Raw genomic sequence first — 17,108 nt, forward strand, 5'->3', positions numbered from 1 at the left:
TCACCGCAGCCTAACCCGCCCCTACTTTCGTATTAGGTCGCATTTGTGCGCGTTTACAGGGCTCACAACGCGCACAAATGCGACCCAGTTGGGCTACTCGATGGGGAACGCCACGCCTTCGCCTATGACGCGGAGGCTTAGCTCGGTCCCGGGCTTGGTGATGGACGCGTTCCAGTGGCGGATGGTGATGATCTCTCCGCCGCCGGGGTACCGGTGGCTGTTGCCCGAAGCGCTGCCGTCCGGTGCCCGGTAGTCTCCGAGCTTGATGCGAACGGTGGTTTCAGGCCCGAAGTAGTCAGTGTCCACCACTACGCCGCGGATAGGACCCTCCGGAGCGATCCGGATCTGTTCCGGCCGGAGCATGAGCTGGACCTTGCCCTGGGCCGGTGGCCGGCGTACCGGAATTCCGCCCAGGGAACAGGTGGCCAAGGAGCCTTCCATCCACGCATCGAGGAAGACTGCGTCGCCAAGGAACTCCGCTGTGGCCCGGTCCGCGGGGCGGGTATAGACGACGAAAGGGTTGCCGATCTGAGCCAGCTTGCCGCCGCGCATGATGGCCACTTGGTCGGCGAAGGAGAGGGCTTCGGCTTGGTCGTGGGTGACCAGGATAGTGGTCACGCCCGCCTCGTTGAGTACCTTGGCTACGGCCCGGCGGGTAGCAACGCGCAGGCCGGCATCCAAAGCAGAGAAGGGCTCGTCCAGCAGCATCAGTTCAGGCTCGCGGGCCAGGGCGCGGGCCAGGGCCACCCGTTGTTGCTGGCCGCCGGAAAGCTGGTGCGGCCGGCGCTTTGCCATGGCCGGGTCAAGGGAGACCATGTCGAGCAATCCGGCGACCCGTTCCTTGACCGCACGGCGGCCGCCGTCGAGCTTTCCGGCATCCAAGCCAAAGGCGATGTTCTGCCCCACGGAGAGGTGCGGGAACAGCGCACCGTCCTGGGCCACGTAACCCACTTGGCGTTTGTGGGCGGGAACCCAAACATTGCCGTCTGCCACCGGGGTGCCATCAAGTTTGATGGACCCGGTGTCCGGATGTTCGAACCCGGCAATCAAACGCAGCAGGGTGGTCTTCCCGGAACCGGAGGGCCCCACGATCGCCGTGGTCCCGCCCTTGGCGACCGAAAGGTTGACCCCTTTCAGTACTGACTGCGAACCGAAGTTCTTGGTGACCTCGGCAATGTCCAGGTGTGGGTTGGTGGAGGAAGCCACCGAGGGTGCCACACGCGGCGCAGGGAGTCGGGAAGGGGATTGTTCGGTCACTGTCCGGCAACTTTCTTGGACTGTTGGAAAAGCAGGTAGGTCATGGGTGCCGAGAGCAGGATCATCAGCAGTGCGTAAGGGGCTGCCCCGGTGTAGTCGATCTCGCTGCTCTTGCTCCAGAACTCCGTGGCGAGGGTCCTGGTGCCGTTCGGCGACAACAGCAGGGTGGCCGTCAGTTCGTTCACGATGGCCAGGAACACCAAGGCCGCACCGCCGGCAGCTGCCGGTGCCGAAAGCCGGAGGGTGACCCGGAAGAAGGAGACCATCGGCGCCTTGCCCAGGGACTGCGCGGCTTCGTCGAGCTCCTTGGGCGCCTGGGCGAGCCCGGCCCTCAGGTTCACAAGAGCCCGGGGAAGGAACAGCAGCACGTAGGCAGCGATCAGCACCCCGGTGGTCTGGTACACGCCGGGCAGCACGCGGATGCTCACCGTGACGAAGGCCAGGCCCACCACGATTCCGGGAAGGGAGCTGGTGATGTAGTTGGAAAGTTCCAGCATCTTGCTGAACCAGCTGGGGCGCCGCACTGCGAGGTAGGCCATGGGGAACGCCACGATGGTAGTGACCAGAGCCCCGACCGCGCCGTACATGAGCGTTTGCAGCAGCGCCGGGATGAACTCATCCGCGGCCCAGACGTCGGGGCCGCCGGCCACGATCCAGCGCAGCACGAACCACACCGGAACTCCGAACGCCAGGACGGTGAGCGCCAGGAGAGCCAGCTGTGCAGGAACCTGGTAGAGACCCAGGGGCATGCGGGTTGCCTTGGCCTGCGCCCCGGAACCGATGCGGGCGTAGCGTGCTGTTCCGCGGCTCCGGACCTCCACGACCAGCAGGATCAGGCACAGGAAGACCAGGACGCTGGCCAGCATGTTTCCGGCGGTGCCATTGAACGTCGACTGGAACTGAACCATGATCGCCGTCGTAAAAGTATCGAAGCGGATCATCGCAAAGGCGCCGTATTCGGCCAACAGGTGCAGTGCCACCAGGAGCGCCCCGCCGGACATGGCAATCCGGAGCTGCGGCAGGACAACCCGGAAGAAAACAGCCCACGGGCCCAAACCCAGCGATGCGGCGGACTGTTCGATCGCCGGATCCAGGCGGCCGAGCGTCGCCGCGGCGGGAATGTAGACCAGCGGGAAGTAGGAAAGCGTGGCGATCAGGACGCCGGACCAGATCCCCGCCAGGGACGGCACGGCGGACACCCACGAGTAGCTGTTCACGAAGGCCGGGATGGCCAGCGGGGCAGCCAGTGCCACCGCCCACCAGCGGTGGCCGCGGAGTTTGGTCCGCTCCACGAGCCATGCTCCACCCACGCCGAGAACCAGGCAGGCGGGGACCGTAATCACCATCAGCAGGATGGTGTTGAGAAGCAGTTCCGCGACGCGGGGCCGGAAGATGAGTTCGACGGCGGTGTCCCAGCCTGTCGCGGCGGTCATGTAGACCACGTAGCCCAGCGGCAGAAGTGAAAAGAGCGCCGTCAGGATGGCCAGGACGGACACCGTTGAGACGCCGAAAGGCGGGCGAGGGCGCTTGCCCTTGCCCGCCGTCGTCGTGCTTCCTGCTGGGGTGCCGGAAGCCGAAAGGTCGGTGCTCACGTAGTTACAGCAGTCCTGCCTTGGTCATCATGTCGGTGACCTTTGCGGAGTTGAGCTTTGCGGGATCAACGGTGGGAGCCTGGAGTTCCTTGATGGGAACCAGCTTCTCGTTGGCAGCAACCTCGGAGGCGATGGCGTACTCGAAGGAGGTGCCGTTCTTCAGGATTTCCTGGCCCTGCTTGCCGGTGATGAACTTCAGGAATGCCTGCGCGTCCTCAGCGTGCTTGGAGGACTTCAGGACACCGCCGCCGGAAACGGACAGGAAGGCGCCCGGATCCTGGTTCTTGAAGTAGTACGGGGTGACGTTCTTGGAGTTCTCGCCCGTCTTGGCCTGATCGCCGTAGTAGTAATAGTGGTAGATCAGCGCGCCATCTACTTCACCGGCGTTCACGGCCTTCATAGCGGTGCTGTTGCCCTTGTAGGCTTTGAAGTTTTCCTTCATGCCCTTGAGCCACTCTTCGGTAGCGGCCTCGCCCTTCAGTTCGAGGAGGGCTGAGACGATTGCCTGGAAGTCGGCGCCGGTGGGGGAAGCCGCCCACTTGCCCTTCCACTCAGGGTTGGCCAGGTCCAGCATGGACTTGGGCAGCTTGTCTTCGCTGATCTTGTTCTTGTCGTACACGAAGACGGTGGAGCGGGCCGCGATGCCGGTCCACTTGTTGGTGGAGGGGCGGAACTCGGCGGGAACCTGGTCGACGGTTGCCTTGTCGACGTCTGCGAAGAGACCGGCGTTCTCAACCTGCGCCATTGCGGGTGAGTTCTCGGTCAGGAACACATCGGCCGGGGAAGCTGCGCCTTCCTGGATGATCTGGTTGGACATTTCTGTGTCCGAGCCCTGGCGGAGGGTGACCTTGATGCCGGTCTCCTTGGTGAAGGCGTCGATCCATTCCTTGGTGAGGCTTTCGTGCTGGGCGTTGTAGACCGTGATGCCTTCGCCGGAAGCGGATTCGGAGGCGGCCGGGCTGCCGGAGTTGGAGCCACAGGCGGCGAGGCCGAGTGCGGCAGTGGCGGCGAGAGCGATTCCTGCCAGCGCGTTCTTGCGGAGCTTCATGCGGACTTCTTTCTGCGAACAGATGTGGGTGCCCGGAAGATGGTCCGGGCCTCTGCGGGCGGCGGGGATTCGGGGTGCCCGCTGTGAAAAGCGTAGGTTAGGCAACCCTTCTTTACGAAGTCCTGAAGGCCTTATGTGACAAGGATCACGTCAATTACACAAGTATTGCGTGACGTAATTCCCCTAGCCCAGCGTTGCGGCCGCTTCCAGTGCCATCCAGGCCTGAAGTTGGGTGGAAAGTTCGACGGCGGACCCCGCCGGATACGTTTCGCCGGCCGGGCGCTGTGGATCGGAAGAGAAGATGAGGCGGGGGCTGGATGCTTCCTGGCCGCGAGGGGTCCGTTCCAAGCGACAGGTCCACAGGGCTTCGGCGGTAGACAGGACGAGGTCCCTTGCCGCCGAGCGGGTCGACTCAGGGAGCCTGGCGTCCCGGACGGCCAAGGCCAGGTAGCGCAAGAGTATCCCGGTGAAGAGGCCGCCATCCCCGGCGCCCTCGCAGCGGACGACGCCGGTACCCGGAAGGGTCAAGCCGCGGCCGATTGCCTCGATCAGCCTGGACGCCCGCTCCAGTTCGACTGCTCCGCCCAGTTCCAGAAGCGCGCCGAGCACCGGGCCTTGGTTATAGGTGTAGACCGCGCTCTCAAGAACGGGCTCGCCGTTCCTGATCCGCAGTCCATCCATGTACAGGCCCGTGTCCTGATTTAGAAGCCTGGTGTTGAGCCATGCCACCAGTGCTTTCGCCTTCTCCCTCTGCCCTGTCCTGGCAAAATACAGCGCGATCGGGGCCGTGGCGGGCGTGTTCTTGAAATCCCTCGCGGTACTCCAGTAAGTTCCGCCGCCCAGGTCTTCCGTGGCCGCAGAATCGAACTGCAACGTGAGGCACCTGCGAACGTAGGCATTGCGGCGTCGCCCGGGCTTGCGGGTCTCCCGGGCCAGTTCTTCAAGCCTGAGCGTCGACAGCGCGAGCCAAGCCATGTCGTCATAGAAATGGTTGACGAATCGGAAGCGGTTCCGGAACCGGATGGTCGTCACCAGCCGGGAAGCGAGCCTGCCCGCGCTGGGGCGGGAGGCGCCGTCGAACCTTGATCCCGAGGCGAGTTCCCTGCGGCCCGCGTCCACCAGGCAATCCACGTAATGGGCCTGCCACCAGTAGTGCCACGGGCCGATGAGGCTGAACCTGCCCGGAAAGCTGACGGCGCCGATATGGGTGCCGGGCAGGAAGAGGAGCCGCTTTCCGAAAGTTCGCGTCACGGAACGCGCTGCAGCGTCGGCCCGTTCCCCCCATACTGCGGCCGGTACTGCGGACAGGGGTGGTTCTGCGCTCGTGCTGGGCATGGATCAAGCCTAGCGGGGAGGAAGTGACGTGCGCCGGGCCGGGATTCCAGTTAACATGCATTAACGGATTTGGGTCTGCATCAAGGAGGATGGATGGACATCAAAGGCACGGTTGCGCTGGTAACAGGGGGAGCCTCGGGGCTGGGCGCGGCCACCGCGAGGAAGCTATTCGACGCCGGAGCTTCGGTGGTGCTGGTGGACCTGCCCCAGTCCGCGGGGGAAGAATTCGCTGCTGAATTGAACGCCACGTCCTCCGGTCAGAAAGCAGTCTTCTCGGCGGCCGACGTCACCGACGAAGCCCAAATCCAGGCTGCCATCGATGCCGCGGCGGCCCTGGGAGCCCTCCGGATCGTGGTCAATTGCGCCGGAATCGCAACGCCCGGCAAGGTCCTTGGCCGCGACGGCGTGCTACCCCTCGAGGCTTTCAACAAGGTCATCCACGTCAACCTCGCAGGGACCTTCAACGTGGTGCGGCTCGCCGCCGCCGCCATGGTGCAGAACGAACCGGTGACAACCGAGCTAGGTGGCCCGGAGCGCGGAGTCATCATCAACACAGCTTCTGTGGCGGCATTCGAAGGGCAGATCGGGCAGCCGGCCTACGCGGCATCCAAGGGCGCCGTTGCGGCAATGACACTGCCCCTCGCCCGCGAATTCGCGCGTTCGCTGATCCGGGTCGCAACGATCGCGCCCGGCATCTTCGAGACGCCCATGATGGCCGGCCTGCCGCCGGCAGCACAGGAATCCCTGGGCCAGCAGGTGCCCCACCCCGCCCGGTTGGGCCGGCCCGCCGAGTACGCCAACCTGGCCGCGCACATCGTGGAGAATGCCATGATCAACGGCGAAACCATCCGGCTCGATGGCGCCATCCGCATGGGGCTCAAATGATGGGCGAGGAACTGCCCGCGGCAGACTTCTTTGACTTCGAATCGCTCCTCAGCGTCCAGGAACAACGCAAGCTCAAGGAGCTTCGGGCGTTCCTCGACACCGAGATCGCACCCTACGCCGGCCAGTGGTGGGACCGCGCGGAGTTCCCTGAGCACATCCTCCCCAAACTGGCGGCACTGCGTCTGAGTGCACCCGCCCAGCGCGGTTACACGCACCTCTTCGCTGGGCTGGTCATCGCGGAGATGACCCGTGTTGACACCTCAATTGCGACGTTCTTCATGGTGCACCACGATCTCTTCGTGGAGTCCCTTTACGACTTTGGCAGTGACGCCCAGCAGGACCGCTACCTCGACGACGCCTCCAACCTCCGCACCACCGGCGCCTTCGCCTTGACCGAGCCGGACCACGGATCCGACGTCGCCGGCGGCATGGAGACCACCGCCCGGCGCGTCGTCAGGCCAGAGTCCGACGGCGGCGACTATTGGGTGATCAACGGCGCCAAGCGCTGGATCGGCAACGGGACGTTTTGTGACTACATGCTGGTGTGGGCCAAGGACGAGGGAGACGGTTCGATCCGGGGCTTCATTGTGGACGCCTCATTGCCGGGAATCACTCGGACCCGCATCGAAAACAAAGTGGCCCTGCGAACCGTCCAGAACGCCGACATCCGGTTCGAGGATGTGCAGGTCCTGGAAGCCGACCGGTTCGAAGGCATCAGTAGCTTCGCCGACACCAACCACCTACTGCGGGGCTCCCGGATCATGGTGGCCTGGCAGGCCGTTGGGCAGCAGTTGGCTGCCTTCGACATCGCCCGGCAGTACGCCGTGGAACGCACCCAGTTCGGCAGGCCTCTCGCAAGGTTCCAACTCATCCAGCAACAGCTGGTGAACATGCTGGGCAACGCCACCGCCAGCATGGGAATGATGGTCCGCATTGCCCAACTCCAGGAGGGGATCTTCACTGACGCCCACGGCGTGCGGCATGGTGGGGCTGACATGGCACAAGTTGCCCTGGCCAAGGCATACTGCAGCGCACGGATGCGGGAAACCGTCGCCATGGGCCGGTCCATCCTGGGTGGAAACGGCATTGTGACCGATTTCGGCATGGCCAAGGTCTTCGCGGATGCCGAGGCGATCTTTACCTATGAAGGTTCCTTTGAGATCAACTCGTTGATTGTGGGCCGTGCGGTGACGGGACACTCGGCGATCGTGTGACGGAGTGGTCCGGCAGGCCACGTGGGTCTGCGGGTTCGCTGCTGGCCTGCGGTTAGTCCGCGGGGAGCTTTTCGCCCGCCTCTACGCGAACATCGATCGCGTTGCCACGGACGGGCATGGGGCAGGTGCCATACGGCGTGAACGCGCTGGGGTAGTTGATGGCACGGTTGAAATCGATGATCACCGAACCGTCCGGGCGAGGCTTGGGAATGAAGACCTTGCGCCACTCGTCCGTGGTGTCTCCATTGGTCTCGTCATGGAAGGTCACGTTGAGGGCACCCAGCTTCTCGGCCTCCGCATGCAGCCTGACCTCGTGCGCTACCCCGGGTACGCGGAACACCACCTCGCCAACGGACACATGCACACCGTCAACCAACGGGTTTGCTGTGCCGATGGGAACCTCCATTGGATTCTCATACGCCTCGAACCTCCCGCTGATCACCCACTCCGGGTTATAGGGGTAGGTGGGGACGCCGGTGAACTCCGTGTATACGGCGGAGCCGTTGTCACGCGTGCGGATGGCGTACTTGTCCGCACGCATGGCCAACTCCACGACCACCTGAGTGCCGTCCACCCCGCCGTACTGAACCCAGTTCAGCGACTCCTCGTCCTGGAGAGTTTCCGAGTAGGTCCCGATCACAGGTTCACCCGAGGAAACGAACGTCAACCCGTCTTCCGCCGCGGCCGTCAGCGTTGCGGAGGTCCCGTCAGTTGACCACAACCCCGGGACCAGCTCAAGGGGTTCGGGGGCTGACCCCAACCACTGGAAGGACGTGAGCGTCAGCCACCCGTGGTCGGCTGCCAACGCGGCGTTACGACCTGCCCGGAACCTCTCCCAGCGTGCCAGTTGTTGATCAGCCGTGGTGGTGGGCGCGCTCATGGTTCTCCTCAGTTCCTTGACTGTTCTCCATGGATTGGAGGACTTCAACCGTAGGGACAAACCGTGGTGCAGGGGTAAAAATTCCTCCATGCCGGGAAAGCCGGCTTAAAAATGGAGCGGCTCGCGCTGGCCCCCAATACATGCCAGCGCGAGCCGGATCGTGGCAACGCCCTTAGTGCGTACGACGCTGCGACGACCGCCGTGCTGCGCCGAAGGCGAGCAGTGAGCCCAATGCCAACAAGGCGGCTGCGGCGAAGACAAAGGCCGGACCGTTGGCTCCCGTGGTGGCCAGCTCAGTGTCGTCCTCGGCCTTCTTTGGCTGTTCCGGCGTTTGGCTCGGAGCCTCGACTGCGGGTGTTGTCACCGGCGTGGAGGGCGTTGGAGCCGAGGTGCTGGGCTCGGGTGTTGCGGTTTCCGTCACGGTGGGCGTGGGCGTGGGCGTGGGCGTGGTCGGCGTAGGCGTCGGTGTCGGCGTGGCGGTGCTGGGTGTTGGGGTGGGCGTGGGTGTGCTGCTGGAGCGCGTGGGCGTCGGCGTCGGCGTCGCTGTGGTCGGCGTGGGCGTCGGTGTCGGTGTCGGCGTGGCAGTGCCGTCGCCGGTTCCTTCCGCGCTGGTCCGTCGGGTTTCTGCGCCGACAGCATTTTCGATGCCGTCTATCGTCACGGTGCCGGTGTTCGTGTAGGCATCCAACGTTGCATCCGTAACGTCGGTGACGACGAAAAGCTCAACGCGTTCCCCTCTGGGAAGACCCGTCCACGTCACCGTTACTTCCTGCGGTGTGCACTCGATAACAGCGGGGTAGCGCTCGGTTTCCATCGGGTCGGTGATGTTGCCGTCTGCGTTGACGGTTCGTCCAACGCGCGGTGTGACGTCGTCACAGTCGATTTCCATCCCTGCGGAAGGAGTATCCGTCACCGTCACGTCATTCGTACGGGAGGGCATGGGCGGCATGTAAATGATGGACTCGAGCCGTGTCTGACCCGCATCAGCCCACCACATGGCCTTTCCCGCAGATTCAGGTGCCGGCGTGCAGTCGGTTACGCAGGGGGCGACGGTTACGGGTACACGGACCACACGATCGCCAACGGTGAATTCCAGTTGCTCGCGTTCCTCGTCACCCGGAACCTCGGCGTAGCGCGTCGAGAAGTTGCATGTGCCGCCCACCTTGAGCGGGTGCGTGGCAACGAAGTCAGTCAGGGTAAAGACCACCAATCCCGAGTCATCGGCCACCGCGGTGGCAACAGTTTCGCCTTCGGGATTGTCAAGGTCAAAGGATGCGGTGCCGAACCAGCGAAGCTCCTGGGGCAGCTGCATTTCGAAGGTATCCCCGGGCTGCGAGTGGTCCGGAACGCTCCACTCGCAGGTCAAATCGACCTGGTCCCATTGGCTTGTCACTACGGAGTTTGTGCTGATGCTGATGCTGGCTCCGGGAATATTTGCAGCAGTTGCCGGCTGCGCAGCCCAGACCAGCCCTAGAGAGGTCAGGAAGACAGCCAGGAATGCGGCCATCAACGCGGTGGTCTTCATATGAAGCGATTTATTCATTTTTTGGGGAAGTCCTTAGCATCCTCGAAAGATTTTCGTCATTAAGGAGTGGCCGCTCGAGGAGGATCATGACGCTAAGTTCCGGGCATTGCCTACATCGACTCCGGGTGGGAGTTCCTGGACCCGGCCGCCCCGGCATCAACTGAGAAAGGCCGGAACTTCACCTTTGCCGGGCTAAGGACCCCTTCCCCGAGGGACTCCACGGCGATCTTGCAGTTAAGCAGGCGTCCCAGGCTGAAGGCGGAGAGCGGCAGCAACACGTGGACCGAGAAATCCTGGTACATCGCGGTGGCGCCCGTTCCCTTGAGTTCGGCCTGGACAGTGTCACCAAGGAGGGCCAACAGGGTCCAGCAGTGGCTGCGCCCACCCTGAGGCTCGGGGAGGTGGATGACGGCCAAGGCGTGGGGCCCTGAACCGGGGTCTTCGACGGAGACTTCGTGGATCCGGCGCTGGAAGTGGGCAGGCGTGGCGAGCCCCGTGTAGACGTCGGTGCACGAGATGGGCGGGACGGTTTCGGCCACCTCCGCCCAGCCCTCTGCCAGGGACTGAAGTGCATCGATGTCCAGTGTTTGGTCGGCAGCCACGAAGAGTGCGCGGAAGTCGGTCATGGTTTCACTGATCCCCACACCGTTCCTGGCCCTGGCCGCACCCAAGGACCTGGCGGTCATTGCGGGGACGGAATAACACGTGGCCAGGGATGTGACCACTGTGCGCACTTCAGGCAACAACCAATCCGCCCGGAACCGCCAGCCCCTCTTGTAGCTGGCTGTCTGCCACCGCCGGAGGAGCACATGGCGCGGAAATGAACATTCGGCGAGGGATTTGTTCCGGAACGATGTCATATGCGGATAGTGCCCCCTTGTTCCCGATCGTGACGTAGTTTTCCAAGGCAACGTTTTTAAAGTCTTTAGAAAAACCCGCGTCACATCTTGTGGCCCGCCATCACTGCATTTATATGGGCGCAATTCTCTATGTTGTGTGGATGCCATAGTGGCCTCCAGGAAAAACACAAACAATAATTCCGGCGCGGATGTTCTGAGCGACGGGCACTATATCGAATTGGTACGCGGCGGCGACATGTCAGCCTTCGACCACCTCTACGAAAGGCATATATCCATCGCCGCCGCGGTTGCCCGGCGGAACGTGGACAACCCCAGCGACGCAGAGGACGTTGTGGCCGAGGCCTTCCAGGCTGTGCTGCAAAACCTGGTCGCAGGGAAAGGGCCCAACAATTTCTTCCGGGCCTATCTCCTGTCCACCGTCACCAGGCTGTCCCACCACCGCAACCGCAAAGCGGGAAGCACCCTGCCCAGTAGTGACGACGCCGTACTGGACCGCCCGCTGTCGGAACCGGATGCCGCTATCAAGGCTTTTGAATCGGATGCCGTCGCCAAAGCGTTCCAAGCTCTGCCCGAGCGCTGGAAGGCCGTCTTGTGGTACCTCGACGTGGAACGGATGAAGCCCGCTGCTGTGGCACCCATCCTGGGACTCTCACCCAACGCGGTCTCAGCGCTGGCCCTGCGCGCCCGTGAAGGCTTGCGTCGGCAGTACTTACAGGCCCATATTGCTGAGGAACATGATGATGAATGCGTCATGTATGCCTCCAAGCTTGGGCATTACATCCGTGGTGGGCTGTCCCGGGCTGCATCACGGAAGGTGCGCCAGCACCTGGGCGGGTGTTCCAAGTGCACCCTCGCCCTCTCCGAACTGAAGGACGTGCAAGGGCGAATGCGGGCTGTGCTTCTCCCTCTGGTCACCGGAGTCCCGCTGGCATTGTGGGCGGGAAAGGGAGCCGGCCTGGGGGTATTGGGCGGACTTGTCCCGGTAAAGGCGGCCATCGTGGCCCCGGCCATCAGCCAGCCGGTAGTGATGGCCGTCGTTGCTGCGGCAGGCCTGGGACTTGCTTTGGGCGCTTCGGGGGTTGGCGGCCTTCTTATCCCTGACGCTCACGTCGTTGACCATCCGGACTCCACGCATCCCGAGGCCCAACCTTCCATCACTTTGTGGCCACCGGCAACGCCTTCCCATCAAGCACCAGAGAGCCCTTCGCCAGCACAGACGGGCCCGGAAGTTTTGCCGCCTTCCGAGCCGGACCCTGCGCAGGAGGAACCCCGGGAGGAAGAGAAGCAGTCATCTGATGGAGGGGAAGTGGCCGAACCTGCCGAGGTTCAAGGAGGTGCCCCTGCAACGGAGGTGCCGCCAGGAACTGCGCCGGAACCGCCGCCGACTCAGCAGGAGCCGGCCCCTGCGCCGTCCGCCCCCGAAAAACCGACGACACCTACTGCGGTGTCGACGTATGTTTGGGCTGCGCAGGACACAGGGGCGGGGCTGACGGCGATGCAAGTTGACTTCGTTCCACGAGGGGCTCCACCCGTCGGGCCCGGCACGGCTACCTTCTCGTTAAGTCCTCATGCTCAGATTCAGGAGAAGTCGCTGATTGTCCCACAAGGCTGGTCTTGCTCTTTTCAAGGCCCAAGGGCCATCACGTGTTCCACTGGCTCCATTCAGCCCGGCAACCTGAACTTCCACATGACCGCAGAAACCGGGAAAAGTGCGGCCCCCGGCGTTCTCACGTACTCCTTCCGTGGCAGTGGATTCAGCACGGGCAAGCTTCGCTACGACTACTGACAGCGGCCGCGGAAACTGAGCGCCGCATCACACCGCCCGGTACGTCATGAAGGGCAGACCCCCTGCACTGCTTGATAGCAGCACCCGATGTGGGGGCTAGCTATACGCGAACTTAGGGGAAGAATGAAAGCGACGCTGTTCGTCGTTGCGGGCGCGCTTGGTGCCTTGGCGGTGGTTGGGGCCATCGCTCCCGCCGGAAAGAACTGGATAGTCCGCAGGTTCAGGACACCACACCGATTGAGGTGGGCCATGGCCTGGGCCGGGGGAGTGTTGCTTACCGCGTTGGTCATGAGCCTGCTGACGCCATTCCTTCGCTCATTGCTTGAGGGCCTCGTCCTGCTGAGCGGAGCCTCGCTGTTGGTGGGCTTCCTCGTGGCCCCGGCTTTGAGGATCGATCACGGCGTTGCGACTGCGCCTCGCCGCGTACTGGCTATTGGAGCGCATCCGGATGATCTTGAATTGGCGTGCGGGGCTACCTTGGCGAAGCTCGCTGATGCCGGGCACGAGGTCCGCACGCTGGTGATGAGTGCGGGAAGCCAAGGTGGCGACAGCACCGTGCGCAGCGTTGAGGCTTCGTCCGGTTCGGAGTTCATGGGCGCCGCGGAAGTACAGGTTCACGACTTCAAGGACACCGAACTGTCCGGGCAGGGCCAGGAGATGGTTCAAACCATTGAGGCCTTCATCAAGGATTTCAATCCGGATGTTGTGATGACCCATTCAGGGCATGACTACCATCAGGACCACTTGGCGGTGCATCAGGCCACCATGCGTGCGGCCCGTCAGCACTCATCAATCTTGTGCTTCGAAAGCCCCTCTGCCACGAGGCAATTCAATCCGAGCGTCTTCGTGGACATCGCCGGCTACGTGGACGTGAAGATCCATGCTGTGTCCATGCACCGCGACCAGAAAGGGAAACCCTACATGAGCCCTGAGCGAATCCGCAGCCTGGCAGCGTTCCGGGGCTCCCAGGCCAAGCAGAACTACGCGGAGGGCTTCGAACCCGTCCGTTTGCTCGGTTCAGCAGTGGGGGAGTTCTGATGGCGCGGTTCCTGGTAACGGGCGTAGGGGGTCCGGCAGGTGCGTCACTGGCGCGGCAACTCCGGTCGCGGGGGCATTGGGTGCTCGGTGTTGATATGGAGGATGTTGATCCTTCCCTTGCGGACGTCGTCGCGCGCGTGTCGCGTGCCGATGCTCCGGAATACCTCTGGGAACTGCGTGGGCTTGTGGCTTCACTCGGCGTAGAGACAGTCATCCCGACAGTCAGCGACGAATTGGTTTTGGTTGCCCAGGCCCGTGATGATTTTGCGCGAGGCGTCGGCGTCGTGATCGGACATCCCGCTCCCGTCCACATCGCCAACGACAAATTCCTCACCATGACCTGCCTGGACACCGCAGGTGTGGGTGTCCCGGACTTCGCACTTCCCGGCAGTTTCGGTTCCGCCGAAGAAGCCATGGATTTCCTTGGTGGACCCATCGTGGTCAAGCCGCGCGTCTCCCGGGGAGGACGTGGAGTCCGCGTCCTTGAGAAGCTCGCGGACCGGGGCCGCCACGCCGCACGAATATGGTCCACTATCGACGATTCATGGATTGTGCAGCGCTTCGCACCCGGAACCGAATTCGCCCCCGTCGTCCACCGGGCGGAAGGAGGGTCCGCCGTCGTCGTAGTGCTCGAGAAGACCGAGCTCAAGGAGGGGCGGATTGGCAACGCCGTGACGGTGCGCCGGACCGACAGCCCGGCCAATGCCGACGTAGCCGAGCTGGCCCTGGATGCAGTCGACGCCTTGGCCCTGGTGGGACCCGTGGACCTGGACATCAGGCGCATGCCGGACGGAACTCCCGTCGTGCTGGAAATCAATGCCCGTTTCGGGGCCAACAGCGCACATGCACCGGAGCTTTTGGACAGCGTCTTGGCTGCCCACGTTCCGGGTCTGCCGTCAGGGCTGGCAGGGTGACGCTGACCGACGTCGCGCTTGCCTTTGTGCAGATCGGAGGCCTGGTGATTCTGGCGTTTGGCGCCGTCAAGATCCTCTACGTTCCCTTGGCGTTGTACTTCAACCGCATTCACCGGCCCCGGGGGGTCAGGCACAAGTACTCCCTGGCCGAGGGCAGGCCGTTGGTTTCGGTCATCGTCCCCGGCTACAACGAGGCAGTGGTGATCACCAACTGCGTGGAGTCCATCCTGGCCAGCCGGTATCTTCGGCTGGAAATTATCCTGGTGGACGACGGCTCAACGGACAACACTGCCGCCATCATGGCCGGACTTGCGGATCAGCATGACCGGGTCCGTTTCATTTCCAAGTCCAACGGCGGAAAAGGTGCCGCGCTCAACACCGGAATCGCTGCCGCGCACGGGGACGTCCTGATGTTCGTGGATGCGGACGGCATCTTCGCCCCGGACACTGTCCTGTACATGCTGGAGGGCTTCGACCATCCCAAAGTGGGCGCCGTGTGCGGCGATGACCGCCCGGTGAACCTGGACCGGATACAGACCAGAATGCTCGCCATTCTCAGCCATGTGGGTACGGGGCTCGTCAGGCGGGCTTTGTCGCTGATGCACTGCCTTCCCATCGTTTCCGGCAACATCGGCGCTTTTCGCACGGACCTGGTCCGGCAAGTAGGCGGGTTCTGCGAAGACACCCTCGGTGAGGATCTTGAGCTGACTTGGCGCGTCTATGGCGCAGGCTATCGGGTCAACTTCCAACCGAAGGCACTCGTTTATGCCGAGTCGCCGTCCACTATGGGCGGCCTGTGGCGGCAACGCGTGAGGTGGTCCCGTGGCCTCCTGCAGACCTTGCGCATGCACGCCAGGATGCTGGGCAAATGGGATCACGGGCCCTTTGGGCTGTTCCTGGTTTTCAATGCCGTGACCATGGTGCTGATCCCTGTACTGCAGCTGTTAATCCTGGGCATACTGCCGTTCCTGTATCTCGCCGGCAAGGGGCCCATCCCTGGGGAGGTGCTCGCAATCCTGGGGTGGCTGGGCCTTTTCGTATCCTTGCTGCTGATCGTCTTCTCCATCGGCCTGAACAAGTCCTGGCGCGATCTCCGCTACGTGTGGACGGTGTTTCTGTGGCCGTTTTACTCAGTCTTTGTGGGGCTGGCGTTGGCGAGTGCGATCGTCAAGGAATTGCGGGGCAGCCCCGCCCGATGGAACAAGCTGCAGCGCACAGGGGTGGTCTCAGTGAGTGCAACGGACGGCGACCTCGCCACCGGATCCCCAACATGAAGCGAAAGGTAGCCGCCGCCATGGCGGCGCTTGCGGTAGCGGCGACATCGGTGGTGATGACATCGTCGTCTTCGGCCCAGTCTTCGCGGCCCGCCGACCGAATGGTCAACCTCGGGTTCGAAGACATTGTCACCGATGATCCCGGGCATCTTTCACGGCTTGCGGAGCAGCTTGATGCCGTGGATGCCACAGCGGTTTCCCTTGCCGTGGGCCGCACCGACTGGACGGCATTTCCGTCCTCCAGCAATCCCAACGCTGTGTCCGGCGCAGTTGCGGCGACAGGCCGGGACTATGTTGCCGAGGCCATCAAGGCCGTAGGTACTTCGGCGGGAGGGCGGAAACGGGACATTGTGCTGACCATCGATGTCCTCCTGGGCAGAAGTCTTGGGGAGGATCCTTCCTTGGCAGGGCGGAATGCAGCCGGTCAACGGTCGTCGTCGTTCGCGAGTGTCAGCGCCCTCCGTAACGGGGAGGCGGGTGAGCGTGTGGCCGCCCTGGCATCGGAAGTCGCCGGACGGTACCGTCCGACGGCGGTGGACCTCACCGAGCTGATGTTTGACGACTTCACCTTCGGCACTGATGACCTTGTAGATTTCAAGGCGACCACCGGGCTGAAGGACTGGCCCCGCAACAGCAGCGGTTCCATCGACGCCGCGGACGCCCACCTCCGCACGTGGCGCAGCGAGGCAGTGGCGGACATCGTCCGCAAGGTGCGTGCCGCCGTCGAGCCTTATGGTGTCCGGACCGAGACCGACGTGCGCTCGCCGCTGGTGCTGGCCGCCGGGGACCGCGCGGACAGTGGGCACGACTACGACCTCCTCCTCAAGCAGCTCGATCGTCTCCATGTCTGGCAGTACGTTGGGCTGAACGATGCCGCCGCACCCCCAACCAAGGAACTGGTCCGGGCCATGAACCGGCGTGCCGGTTGGCGGATGTCCCTGTCGTTGGGCCTGTGGTCCTCGGAAGGGGTTATCACGCCTGAGCGGCTTGGGCGGGAACTCCGGGACGCCGCCCGCGGTGGTGCCGCCTCGGTGTCGGTGACGCCGGCAAGCTTGATGACTGACGAGCATTGGGAGGTCCTGAAGAAGGCTTGGTCGGGGCGCTGGAAGGCCCTGTCCGTGTAAATGCGGCGGGCGTACCCTGAATGGCATGGGGATGGAAGGCGTGATTTCCGCAGTTGTCAGCTTGGGGCTTGTCCTCGCGTCGATCTGGGCGGGGGTGCGTTTGGTGGGCAGGGACGTCCCGGCGAAAGGGGCTACCGGTACGCTCGGCAGTGTTCTGTCCATGATCGAGCCGGCCACCGGAGCGCCTACGCGGTGGGAGTCGGCGGCGGCCGTTGAAGAGATGCGGCAACGCAGGCACGAGCACTTGACCGCGGGACCCCGCGTACCGGGTGGCGACCCCTACGACGGCAGGATCGTCCTGGGCCGCGGGCCTACCCGCAAGAATGGCGGGCGCTTCACGGAAACCAATATTTGAGACGCATTCCCGCGGTATCCC

Annotated in this window: 15 protein-coding genes; 8 read left to right on the forward strand and 7 right to left on the reverse strand. The window is 63.6% G+C overall.

What is annotated here, in order from left to right; genetic code table 11:
- Positions 1-93 precede the first annotated feature (93 nt).
- From OCL88_RS13565 to OCL88_RS13580, 4 genes are all read right to left on the reverse strand, one after another.
- Positions 94-1,257 carry an ABC transporter ATP-binding protein gene (locus tag OCL88_RS13565; protein ID WP_021471585.1) on the reverse strand — a complete coding sequence of 388 codons (1,164 nt, stop codon included), beginning with the start codon at positions 1,255-1,257 and terminating at the stop codon, positions 94-96.
- Positions 1,254-2,849 (reverse strand): ABC transporter permease, encoded by a 1,596-nt coding sequence (locus OCL88_RS13570; RefSeq protein WP_264962850.1) that lies wholly within the window; start codon positions 2,847-2,849, stop codon positions 1,254-1,256. Before OCL88_RS13570 ends, OCL88_RS13565 begins: the two co-directional genes overlap by 4 nt.
- 4 nt (positions 2,850-2,853) lie before the next feature.
- Positions 2,854-3,897: an iron ABC transporter substrate-binding protein gene (locus tag OCL88_RS13575; RefSeq protein ID WP_166185905.1), complete on the reverse strand. Its 1,044-nt coding sequence runs from the start codon at positions 3,895-3,897 to the stop codon at positions 2,854-2,856.
- Positions 3,898-4,080: 183 nt separating this feature from the next.
- Positions 4,081-5,232, reverse strand: a complete 1,152-nt coding sequence (locus OCL88_RS13580) for a glycoside hydrolase family 76 protein (RefSeq protein WP_264962851.1) — start codon at positions 5,230-5,232, stop codon at positions 4,081-4,083.
- Positions 5,233-5,325: 93 nt separating this feature from the next.
- Here OCL88_RS13580 and OCL88_RS13585 point away from each other — a divergent pair, with 93 nt between their 5' ends.
- Both OCL88_RS13585 and OCL88_RS13590 read left to right on the forward strand, forming a co-directional pair.
- Positions 5,326-6,117 carry an SDR family NAD(P)-dependent oxidoreductase gene (locus OCL88_RS13585; protein WP_166185907.1) on the forward strand — a complete coding sequence of 264 codons (792 nt, stop codon included), beginning with the start codon at positions 5,326-5,328 and terminating at the stop codon, positions 6,115-6,117.
- Complete coding sequence (locus OCL88_RS13590) at positions 6,114-7,331, forward strand: acyl-CoA dehydrogenase family protein (RefSeq protein ID WP_166185908.1); 1,218 nt, start codon at positions 6,114-6,116, stop codon at positions 7,329-7,331. Before OCL88_RS13585 ends, OCL88_RS13590 begins: the two co-directional genes overlap by 4 nt.
- Before the next feature lie 52 nt (positions 7,332-7,383).
- Here the strand turns inward: OCL88_RS13590 and OCL88_RS13595 are convergent, their stop codons facing one another.
- The 3 genes from OCL88_RS13595 to OCL88_RS13605 form a co-directional block, all read right to left on the reverse strand.
- Complete coding sequence (locus OCL88_RS13595) at positions 7,384-8,211, reverse strand: DUF1684 domain-containing protein (RefSeq protein WP_166185909.1); 828 nt, start codon at positions 8,209-8,211, stop codon at positions 7,384-7,386.
- Between the two features lie 172 nt (positions 8,212-8,383).
- A complete protein-coding gene (locus tag OCL88_RS13600; protein ID WP_264962852.1) occupies positions 8,384-9,754 on the reverse strand; it encodes an Ig-like domain-containing protein in 1,371 nt (456 codons plus the stop codon).
- Between the two features lie 92 nt (positions 9,755-9,846).
- Positions 9,847-10,596 carry a hypothetical protein gene (locus OCL88_RS13605; protein ID WP_264962853.1) on the reverse strand — a complete coding sequence of 250 codons (750 nt, stop codon included), beginning with the start codon at positions 10,594-10,596 and terminating at the stop codon, positions 9,847-9,849.
- A 235-nt stretch (positions 10,597-10,831) separates the two neighbouring features.
- Between OCL88_RS13605 and OCL88_RS13610 the strand changes: the two genes are divergently transcribed.
- The 6 genes from OCL88_RS13610 (at position 10,832) to OCL88_RS13635 (ending at position 17,087) form a co-directional block, all read left to right on the forward strand.
- Entirely contained in the window at positions 10,832-12,382 is a 1,551-nt protein-coding gene (locus OCL88_RS13610; RefSeq protein WP_264962854.1) for a sigma-70 family RNA polymerase sigma factor, read from the forward strand.
- Positions 12,383-12,505: 123 nt separating this feature from the next.
- A complete protein-coding gene (locus OCL88_RS13615; protein WP_264962855.1) occupies positions 12,506-13,420 on the forward strand; it encodes a PIG-L deacetylase family protein in 915 nt (304 codons plus the stop codon).
- Positions 13,420-14,334: an ATP-grasp domain-containing protein gene (locus OCL88_RS13620; RefSeq protein WP_264962856.1), complete on the forward strand. Its 915-nt coding sequence runs from the start codon at positions 13,420-13,422 to the stop codon at positions 14,332-14,334. The genes OCL88_RS13615 and OCL88_RS13620 overlap by 1 nt, the downstream gene beginning before the upstream one ends.
- Complete coding sequence (locus OCL88_RS13625) at positions 14,331-15,608, forward strand: glycosyltransferase (RefSeq protein ID WP_166185915.1); 1,278 nt, start codon at positions 14,331-14,333, stop codon at positions 15,606-15,608. Before OCL88_RS13620 ends, OCL88_RS13625 begins: the two co-directional genes overlap by 4 nt.
- Positions 15,605-16,732: a hypothetical protein gene (locus tag OCL88_RS13630; RefSeq protein WP_264962857.1), complete on the forward strand. Its 1,128-nt coding sequence runs from the start codon at positions 15,605-15,607 to the stop codon at positions 16,730-16,732. The genes OCL88_RS13625 and OCL88_RS13630 overlap by 4 nt, the downstream gene beginning before the upstream one ends.
- Positions 16,733-16,757: 25 nt before the next feature.
- A complete protein-coding gene (locus OCL88_RS13635; RefSeq protein WP_264962858.1) occupies positions 16,758-17,087 on the forward strand; it encodes a hypothetical protein in 330 nt (109 codons plus the stop codon).
- Positions 17,088-17,108 lie beyond the last annotated feature (21 nt).

The sequence above is a fragment of the Paenarthrobacter sp. PAE-2 genome, assembly GCF_026013155.1.
GTDB lineage: Bacteria > Actinomycetota > Actinomycetes > Actinomycetales > Micrococcaceae > Arthrobacter > Arthrobacter ureafaciens.

Bases quoted from the DNA above. Each gene is read 5' to 3' on its own strand.
- OCL88_RS13635 (WP_264962858.1), top strand. From the start codon at position 16,758: ATGGGGATGGAAGGCGTGATTTCCGCAGTTGTCAGCTTGGGGCTTGTC.
- OCL88_RS13590 (WP_166185908.1), top strand. From the start codon at position 6,114: ATGATGGGCGAGGAACTGCCCGCGGCAGACTTCTTTGACTTCGAATCG.
- OCL88_RS13575 (WP_166185905.1), bottom strand. From the start codon at position 3,897: ATGAAGCTCCGCAAGAACGCGCTGGCAGGAATCGCTCTCGCCGCCACT.
- OCL88_RS13630 (WP_264962857.1), top strand. From the start codon at position 15,605: ATGAAGCGAAAGGTAGCCGCCGCCATGGCGGCGCTTGCGGTAGCGGCG.
- OCL88_RS13585 (WP_166185907.1), top strand. From the start codon at position 5,326: ATGGACATCAAAGGCACGGTTGCGCTGGTAACAGGGGGAGCCTCGGGG.
- OCL88_RS13595 (WP_166185909.1), bottom strand. From the start codon at position 8,211: ATGAGCGCGCCCACCACCACGGCTGATCAACAACTGGCACGCTGGGAG.
- OCL88_RS13600 (WP_264962852.1), bottom strand. From the start codon at position 9,754: ATGAATAAATCGCTTCATATGAAGACCACCGCGTTGATGGCCGCATTC.
- OCL88_RS13580 (WP_264962851.1), bottom strand. From the start codon at position 5,232: ATGCCCAGCACGAGCGCAGAACCACCCCTGTCCGCAGTACCGGCCGCA.
- OCL88_RS13615 (WP_264962855.1), top strand. From the start codon at position 12,506: ATGAAAGCGACGCTGTTCGTCGTTGCGGGCGCGCTTGGTGCCTTGGCG.
- OCL88_RS13605 (WP_264962853.1), bottom strand. From the start codon at position 10,596: ATGACATCGTTCCGGAACAAATCCCTCGCCGAATGTTCATTTCCGCGC.
- OCL88_RS13620 (WP_264962856.1), top strand. From the start codon at position 13,420: ATGGCGCGGTTCCTGGTAACGGGCGTAGGGGGTCCGGCAGGTGCGTCA.
- OCL88_RS13610 (WP_264962854.1), top strand. From the start codon at position 10,832: ATGTCAGCCTTCGACCACCTCTACGAAAGGCATATATCCATCGCCGCC.